Here is an 8,203-nt window from a genome sequence, read left to right on the forward strand (position 1 = left end):
CATGCCCGTATTGTCGCGCCGATCAGCCCGTATGTCCCGCCATCGCCAGCACGCGCTCCAGTTCCGGCAGATTCACGGGCTTGACGAGATGCGCATCGAAGCCCGCAGCACGCGTGCGCGCCATGTCCTCGTCCGAGCCGAGACCCGTCATGGCCGCGACGATCACGCGCTGGCCTTCGTTGGCCTGCCGCTCGCGCATATGACGAATCACGTCGAAGCCCGTCATGCCCGGCATCGACAAATCGAGCAGGACGATTTGCGGGCGCGTTTGATCGAACAGGCCGAGCGCTTCGGGACCGTCGTAGGCGGCGCGCGCGGCGTGGCCGAGCATATCGACCAGCAGCGTCATGCTGTCGGCGGAATCGCGGTTGTCATCGACCACCAGCACGTCGAGTTGTTCGACGCGTTCATCCCTGGGCGCGGCAGGCGGCGCGATGATTTGCGATGGCGCCTGCGCAAGCGGTAACCATAAGCTGAACGAACTACCGCGCCCGGTGCCTTCGCTTTTTGCTTCGACATGGCCGCCGTGCAGTTCGGCAATGGCGCGCACCAGCGTCAGGCCGATCCCCAGCCCGCCTTCATCGAGATGCGCGCCCGGCGGATGTTCCTGCACGAAGAGATCGAACACGATGGCCAGCGCCTGCGGTGCGATCCCGCGTCCCTGATCGATCACACGCACCATGGCCGAGCCACCGCGCGGACCGACTTCCAGTGTGATCGTGCTGCCCGTCGGACTGAATTTCGATGCGTTGTTGAGCAGGTTATTGAGCGCCTGCACGAGCCGCGTGGAATCGCCGTTGACGAACAGACGCTGCCCGCTGTCGCGCATCACGATGCGTTGATTGCGCGCATCGAAAGAAGGCTGGCTGGCTTCGACGCTCAGTTGCACAACATCGGCGATATCGACAATCTCGGTGCTCAGACGAATCTTGCCGGAACTCACGCGTCCCGCTTCCAGCAGATCGTCCACCAGTTTGGTCAGATGCGCGAGTTGCCGATCCACGATTTGCCGGCTGCGCACGACGTCTGCATCGTCGGATGCTTTCAGCTTGAGAATGCTCACCGCGTTGCGAATGGGCGCGAGCGGATTGCGCAATTCATGGCCCAGCAGCGCGAGAAATTCATTCATGCGCCGGCTCGATGCTTCGAGTTCTTCCAGCCGCCGCCGCGCGGTCATATCGCGCGTGATCTTGACGAAGCCGTGCTCGCGTCCGCCGCTTTTCGGCAGTGCGCTCAGAATCACATGCGCCCAGAATTCCGAGCCATCGCGCCGCACGCGCCAGTCTTCATGTTCGACACGGCCACGGTCGATGGTGTGACGAAGATCATCGCTCGGACGGTCACGTCCCAGTTCATCCGATACATAGAACAACGCGAAATGACGGCCAATCGCTTCTTCCGCTGTGAAGCCGTAGATGGCCTCCGCGCCGCTGTTCCAAGAACGCACGATGCCGTTGTGATCCAGCATGCAGATGGCATAGTCCGACACGGCGTCGATCAGCAGACGCAGACGCTCGTTCGCATCGTGCGCGCGGCGGCGGTCGGTGATGTCGTGCACGAAACACGCGAACTGCCGCTGGCCGTCGAACCACACTTCGCTGATGGTAAGTTCTGCTGCGAATTCGGTGCCGTCGCGGCGCAGCGCGGCCAGTTCCACGCGCTGATTCATCATGCGCGCTTCGCCGGTGGCGAGATAGCGCGTGAGGCCGGCGCGGTGCGCATCGCGGAAGCGCGCGGGCACGATCAGATCGGCGAGTTCGCGGCCCATCACCTCCGCCATGCGCCAGCCAAAAAGCTGCACGGCGGCCTCGTTCCAATCGACCACCAGACCCGCTTCATCCATCGATACGAACGCGACATGCGCGTTGTCGAGCACGGTGCGGCGGCGGCGCAAGGCATCCGCGAGCTTCTTCTCATACTCGATTCGCAGCGATGATTCGGCCGTGAGATTCGTATGCACAGTCTCGAACTCGCGCAGCAGCTTGCGGTTTTCCTCGGCGATTTCCTCGCGCGCGATGGTTTCGGCAATGCACGCGCAAAACGCATTGAGAATGGCGATATCCGGTTGTCCGAAGTAATCCGGCTCGCCTGAAATCAGCTTGAGCACCGCGACCGAACGGCCTTCGTAAATGACCGGCGCGACGACCATCGACACCGCGCCGACCGCTTCGCACGCCGCGCGATCCACGCGATGATCCGACGCCGTATTGCGGCTGATCAGCGCCTGCTGACGCGCGATGCACAGCCCCGACAAACTTCCCGCCGACGCCAGCCGCACGCCGATGCTCGACGCCGCCTTACCGCTCGCCGCGCGATAAACCAGTTCATCGCCCTCGATCCATTCGATCACCGAAGAAGGGACGCCCGCGACTTCCTTGAGCGTGTCCGTGACTCGTTGGAGATACGCGGGCAAAGGCAGACGCGAATGCGCGAGACTGGCGAACGTGGCGAACCAGCGCTGAAAATGCGCTTGCCGTTTATGTTCCGCCTTGAGATTTTTTTCGGGCGTCGAAGCCTCGTACTGAGAATCCATTTGCCTCATTCCATTCGACGGTCGCTGAAGAATCGTAAGCGCGTGGCGGTAAACGACTAGGATTTGACCACAGAACTCTAGCCGAACGTTTGTCGTCTGAGGAATTTTTTTAAAGCGTGTATTAAGGCATGCGGAATGCGCGACGGTCCCGATTTACTTTTTCTTTTTTATGCCTTTTAAAGGCGGCTTTTAAGCGGAATTTTTATCATTGCGATAAGCAAAAATCGCCTCGCATCGGAAATTTTTCTATGGCTTTCCTTAGCGAGGCGCTTAAGCCTGGTAACGAAATTACATGCTGCTTAGCTGCTAGTCCTTAGCGGTTAGCCCTTAGCGGTTAGTCCTTACTCTTAGCCCATTCGCTCGCGGTTTCTCGAGCGAAGTCGCGGTAAGTGCGCGGCGCGCGTCCAAGCAAGCGGCGGAATCGCTCGAGTTCTTCTGCCGATGCCACCGCGCCGTCTTGCTGATAACGCTGCATCATCAGGCGCATGTCGTACGCGAGCCATTGCGGGCCGAAGGATTTGAGCATCGCTTCGAGTGCGTCGAGATCGTCACCGCCATAGTTGATTTCATGGCCGAGCGCTTCGGACCAAATGGCGGTAATGCTGTCGGCGCTTAGCGCATCGGGGCCGACGAGTTCATAGGTTTCGCGCGGCAGCGGGCCGCTCGCACGCTCGCGGCGCAAAAGCTCACGCGCGGCGGCATCGCCGATATCGCGTACATCGACCATCGAAATTCCTTTAGCGCCGATCGCCATGCCGAAGACGCCATGCTTAAGCAAAGCGTCTTTTTGGCGTACGTCGTTTTGTATGAAGTAAGCCGGACGCAAAATGGTCGCCGGTAAATCCAGGCGTTCGATCATTCTTTCCGCCGTGCGCTTGCTGCTGAAATGCGGCACGTCGATATATTCTTCGCCCTTGAATACCGACAAATAAACGATGCCTTTAACGCCCGCTTCGCGCGCCACGCTCAATGCCTGCAAAGCCTGAGTGAATTCATCGGCGGCGTTGGGCGCAAGCAAAAAGAGCGTACTAACGTTTTTCATCGCGCGGCGCAGGGCGTCGATATCGGTTAGTTCGCCTTGCACGGCGGTGACGCCCGCCGGGAATTTCGCGCGCTCGGGCGTGCGTGTCAGCGCGAAAATTTCCGCGCCGCTGCCCGACAGATGTTCGAGTACTTGCGTGCCGATTACGCCCGTGCTGCCCGTGACAAGAATGCTCATGGTCGATCTCCGTTGGGAAGTTGAGGCCCTTGAATGGGCCAGCACTGTTACGATAATCGTTCCGTTTTCACGTCGAAAGTCCCTATTCCGAGACGCGCAGTCTCATGAATGGAACGATTATGGATCTGATTTCGCTCGCAGATTTCAACGCCGTCGCGCTGCACGGCGGGTTCGGCCCAGCCTCGCGCAAAACCGGCAGGCCGAAAGCCAGCCTGTCGCGCCGCATCGCGGAATTGGAGCAGCAACTCGGCGTGCGGCTGATTGAACGCGGATCGCGAATGCTTTGCCTGACCGAAGAAGGCCGCGCGCTGCACGAGCGCACGCGCGGTCTGCTCGCTGAGATCGATGAAGCGGGCGAAGCGATCGCCTCGCGTGCGCCCGTGCCGCGTGGTCGATTGCGTGTGAGCGCGCCGATCGTGTTTGCGCATGTGGTGCTGGCGCGCGTCGGGGCGCGTTTTGCGCTTGCGTATCCGCAGGTCGAACTGGAGATCGTCGCGGAAGATCGGCTGGCTGATCCCGTGCAGGACGGTTACGACCTCGTGATTCGCGTCAATCCCGATCGCGATGAATTGTTGATCGGCCGCGCGATCGCCACCGACCGGCGCGTACTGGTTGCGGCGCCGTCGCTCGAAGTGACAATCGATGCGACGATGCCCGCCGTCGTGCTGGCGCGCTCGGCCAGTGAGACGTGGCGTATCGAAGTCGAAGACCGTGTCGTCGATATCCAACCGCAACCTGTGTTGCGGCTTTCATCGCTATTGATGGCCCGCGAAGCCGTGCTCGATGGCGCGGCAGCGGGTTTGCTGCCGAACCTGCTGGTTGCGCCGGACATCGCCTCGGGAAGATTGACGATGCTCGGCGTCGAAGCAGGCGCGCCCGTAGAAATCTGGGCGCTGTACAGTTCGCGTAGATTGCTCAGCGCGAAGGTTCGGGCGTTTCTCGATATGCTTGGTAATCCAAACTAAATCACCACGATTCAGAACGCGTAGCGCATGCCTGCAAAAACGCTGCGTCCTTCGCCCGGATAAAAGATCGCCGTCGATGACACCGTGCGTGCATCGGCAACGGTGCTGATATCGCTTACATAGCGCTTGTTGGTGAGATTGCGTGCATCGACGAAAACGGACAGGCCGTTCTTGAAGTCCATGCCCGCCTGCACGCCGAGCAGCGTGTATCCGGGCACGCGCAACGTGTTGGCGTCGTCGGCCCATGCGCCAGCAGGAACCCAGTCAACCGATGCCGAAATATGAAACCCGTTCGGCCGCGAATAGCCGAGCGCTGCGCGCAGCACATTCACCGGCACGCCCGCGATGCGATTGTTCCCGTATTGCGGATCGTCCTTGAAGCGGAAGTCGCTCAGATTCCACAGACCCGACAGCGTGATCTTGTCGCCCGCGCCCACGCGCGTGACATCGCGCCAGACATCGACGGATACGCCTGCTTCAATGCCTTGCAACACGGTCTTGTTTGCATTGAACGTCGATGCGGGCACGTCGGGGTTGGTCGTGTATTGCAGCAACTGATCGCGCACCAGCGAGCGATACGCCGTCACGTCCCAGCTCAAGCGATCCCGCGTGCCGCGCGTGCCCAATTCCAGCGTCCACGCATGTTGCGATGAAAGCGGCGTGAAGCGCGTGGTCGTGGAAAAGGTCTGCGTGAGATCAGAAAAATCCGGCACGTCCTGACTGCGCGTGATGTCGATATAAGCCTGAATTTCACGGTTCGGCTGCCACATCAGACCGAGTTTCGGGTTCACGCCGCTGAAGGTTTCGCTGGTGGATTTGTAGGTCGGGTCGGCCGCGAGACCACCGTGATCGACGTACTTGCGTACATCGCGCAGGGCTTTGAAGCCTGTCATCAGCGCGACGGTCGGCAGGAAGAACAGGCGGTCTTCCACATAGGCTTCGTAGTTATAGGCGCTTTGCGTGGAGTCGAGCGTTTTAGCGCCTTCGTTGCCCGACACGTTGATATATTGCCGCGCCTGCGTATTGCCGCCGAAAAAGCGTGCGCCTGCGATCACATCGTTACGCATACCGCCGAGATTCAACGTCGCGGTGTAGCGCGGTGCAAAGCCATATGTCCAGCCATCCTGATCAATTGCCTGGAAGATCGGATGATACAAACTCTTGTGGATGGCCCACGTATCGAAGTCGAGTTGGCCGACATCGAGCTTAACCGTGGTCCGATTGGCGATACGTTCGGTGCGCGTATTGCGCGCCTGATCGCCTGCAAGTGCACTCGCGGAGGCTTTGGTCGGATTGTTCAAGGCATCGCTCAACGAGAGTGTGCCTGGCAGTTTTTGATCGACGATATACGCACCCAGATAGAAGCGCGTCTCCACGTCCGGCGAGAAGCGATAGCCGACGTTGGCATTGAATTGCTCATACTGACCACGCTCGTGATCGCGATACCCGTCCGCATGATTCACCGAAAACGTGCCGATGAAATCGAGCGGGCCGACCACGCGCGAGAACTGCGCGCTGCCACGCACGGTGCCATAACTGCCGCCTTCGAGCCGCACGATATTGGGCGCGTCGGCGGTGTAGGCGGTGGGCGTGAGAAAGTCGATTGCGCCGCCCAGCGATGACGATCCATACGCGAGACCGTTGCCGCCTTTATAGACTTCCGCCGATTGCAACGCGAGCGGATCGATCTGATAGTAGTCGCCGCTGCCATCGGCGAGATTGGTCGGGATGCCGTCCTGAAGAATTTCGAGTCCGCGCGTGTGATAGCCGCGCGCGATGCCCGAACCGCGAATCGACAGACGCAGTTCCTGACCATAGCGGTTCTGCACGAACACGCCTGGCACGTTCTTCAGCACGTCGCGCAATGTGAATGCGTAGGTATCCTTGTAATCGTCCGCATCGACAAAGCCGACGGAACCTACGGTCTGATCGAGCGTGCGTTTTTGACCGGCAACGGACTTTGTGGTCAGCGATGGATCGCTTTTTCCCTGCACCACGACGGCGGGCAAGGTCGTGCTCTGCGCGTAGGCGCTCGCAGCAAACAGCAGTAAAACGCCTGCAGTGATGAGGGCGACAGGCGTGCACAGGCCGCCACGTCTTTGATGAGTGGTCATGGTTCTTCTCTGATGAATGGTCGTGACAATGCCTCGCTTGCGTTATCGACGTTCAGCGAAAAGCACTGCAAAAAGGGACGATTTCAGATCAGAACCGGAGGCGCGCGCGATTGCGCGTGAGTGAAGGGCGCGTTGCGCCGTGCATCGTCAATCGATGCGATAACGACCGCGCGCTGCGCAGGCGAAACGAGCGCAGACGCGATACCCGCGCCCGGCAAAGCAGGCGCATGAGCGAAGAAGTGACAGTAACCGCAGGCCGCGCCGTCGAGATGCGCGAGGCTGTCGTGATGATCTTCAGGCGCTTGAGAAGACGTTGACGTGGCGGATGCATGCGCCGAACACAACTCGGCGGTCAATTCACCGGAAGACGCATGCGCCGCAAGCAATTGCGACACCGCAGGCGCGAACGTGATCAACAGCATGGCAAACAATGCCAGCAGAGATCCGGTTCGTTGATGCAGACGGCGGCGCATGCGCGTAAGGGCTTGGAGAGAGGTCCGGGGAAGTGCGGCGATTATGCCATCTCATTACTCTCGATTACACGCCTGAAGGGACAAATATTCCGTGTATCGGGTACGCAACATACTGTCCCGTCGATATCGAAGATGTACACGGCCGTGCATTCATTAGCTAAGACCAAAGCATTGTTTGGCGATGCAATGCGCGCGTACTAGCATCGACACGTACTTTTATGGGAATTTTCATGCGATACAAAGGATATGACGTCGAGCCGTCCGCGCACGCGCTGCCGAGCGGACTGTATGCGGCCAATCTGATCATCGAGCGCGAAACGTCGCCGCAAAGCGCGTCGTTCAGCTTCGATGCACTCGATTATTTCTTCGAAGCCGATCACGCGATTGCGTATGCGTCGCGCTGGGCGCGCTTGTGGATCGATCAACATAGCTGAAGGGCTTTTGCATCGGTTTAGCGATTTGACAGGCACAATACGGGCGATGCTTCTAAAAGGCCCGATATGAGCCACGCCCAACCCACACAGAATTCACCGCGTTTTCTGCTGTTTCTGATCTGTTTCTTCGCTTCGGCGGGGCAGCTTGCTATCGATATTTACGTGCCCGCGTTGCCTGAAATGGCGCGATATTTCGCGACTTCTCCGCAAGCGATTCAATCGAGCGTATCGGGCTATATGGCCGCGTATGCAATCGGCCAACTTATCTTCGGTCCCTTTGCCGATGCGTACGGCAGAAAGCGCGTGCTCGCGTTTGGGCTGATCGTCTTTACCATCGGCTGCCTGCTTTCGCTTGCGGCGACGAGCCTCGAAACCTTTCTTATCGCGCGCTGTTTTCAGGGCTTCGGTATTGCTGCAACCAACTTACTGGCCAAGGCGATCACTACGGACTCCTTCAAAGGCCAG

At 59.5% G+C, this 8,203-nt stretch carries 7 protein-coding genes; 3 read left to right on the top strand and 4 right to left on the bottom strand.

All coding sequences use genetic code 11. From position 1 onward, the window contains the following. Positions 1 to 22: 22 nt before the first annotated feature. Positions 23 to 2,533: a PAS domain S-box protein gene (locus P7F28_RS21985; RefSeq protein ID WP_277186819.1), complete on the bottom strand. Its 2,511-nt coding sequence runs from the start codon at positions 2,531 to 2,533 to the stop codon at positions 23 to 25. A 334-nt stretch (positions 2,534 to 2,867) separates the two neighbouring features. Beyond that, positions 2,868 to 3,752, bottom strand: coding sequence for an SDR family oxidoreductase (locus tag P7F28_RS21990; RefSeq protein WP_277186820.1), 885 nt, complete (start codon positions 3,750 to 3,752; stop codon positions 2,868 to 2,870). A 119-nt stretch (positions 3,753 to 3,871) separates the two neighbouring features. Between P7F28_RS21990 and P7F28_RS21995 the strand changes: the two genes are divergently transcribed. Then, positions 3,872 to 4,717, top strand: a complete 846-nt coding sequence (locus P7F28_RS21995; RefSeq protein ID WP_277186826.1) for a LysR family transcriptional regulator — start codon at positions 3,872 to 3,874, stop codon at positions 4,715 to 4,717. Between the two features lie 11 nt (positions 4,718 to 4,728). On the opposite strand, the gene P7F28_RS22000 is transcribed toward P7F28_RS21995, so the two are convergent. Beyond that, the gene (locus tag P7F28_RS22000) at positions 4,729 to 6,831 is read right to left on the bottom strand and encodes a TonB-dependent receptor (RefSeq protein WP_277186821.1); all 2,103 of its coding nucleotides are present in this window, start codon (positions 6,829 to 6,831) and stop codon (positions 4,729 to 4,731) included. A gap of 83 nt (positions 6,832 to 6,914) precedes the next feature. Continuing rightward, positions 6,915 to 7,304 carry a DUF2946 domain-containing protein gene (locus tag P7F28_RS22005; RefSeq protein ID WP_277186823.1) on the bottom strand — a complete coding sequence of 130 codons (390 nt, stop codon included), beginning with the start codon at positions 7,302 to 7,304 and terminating at the stop codon, positions 6,915 to 6,917. Between the two features lie 230 nt (positions 7,305 to 7,534). On the opposite strand from P7F28_RS22005, the gene P7F28_RS22010 reads away from it, so the two are divergent. Then, positions 7,535 to 7,738, top strand: coding sequence for a hypothetical protein (locus tag P7F28_RS22010; protein WP_370467375.1), 204 nt, complete (start codon positions 7,535 to 7,537; stop codon positions 7,736 to 7,738). A gap of 66 nt (positions 7,739 to 7,804) precedes the next feature. After that, the coding region (locus tag P7F28_RS22015) for an MFS transporter (protein WP_277186825.1) at positions 7,805 to 8,203 on the top strand (399 nt) is incomplete at its 3' end.

Origin of the sequence: Caballeronia sp. BR00000012568055, from assembly GCF_029439455.1 — a bacterium.
Taxonomy (GTDB): Bacteria; Pseudomonadota; Gammaproteobacteria; order Burkholderiales; family Burkholderiaceae; genus Caballeronia.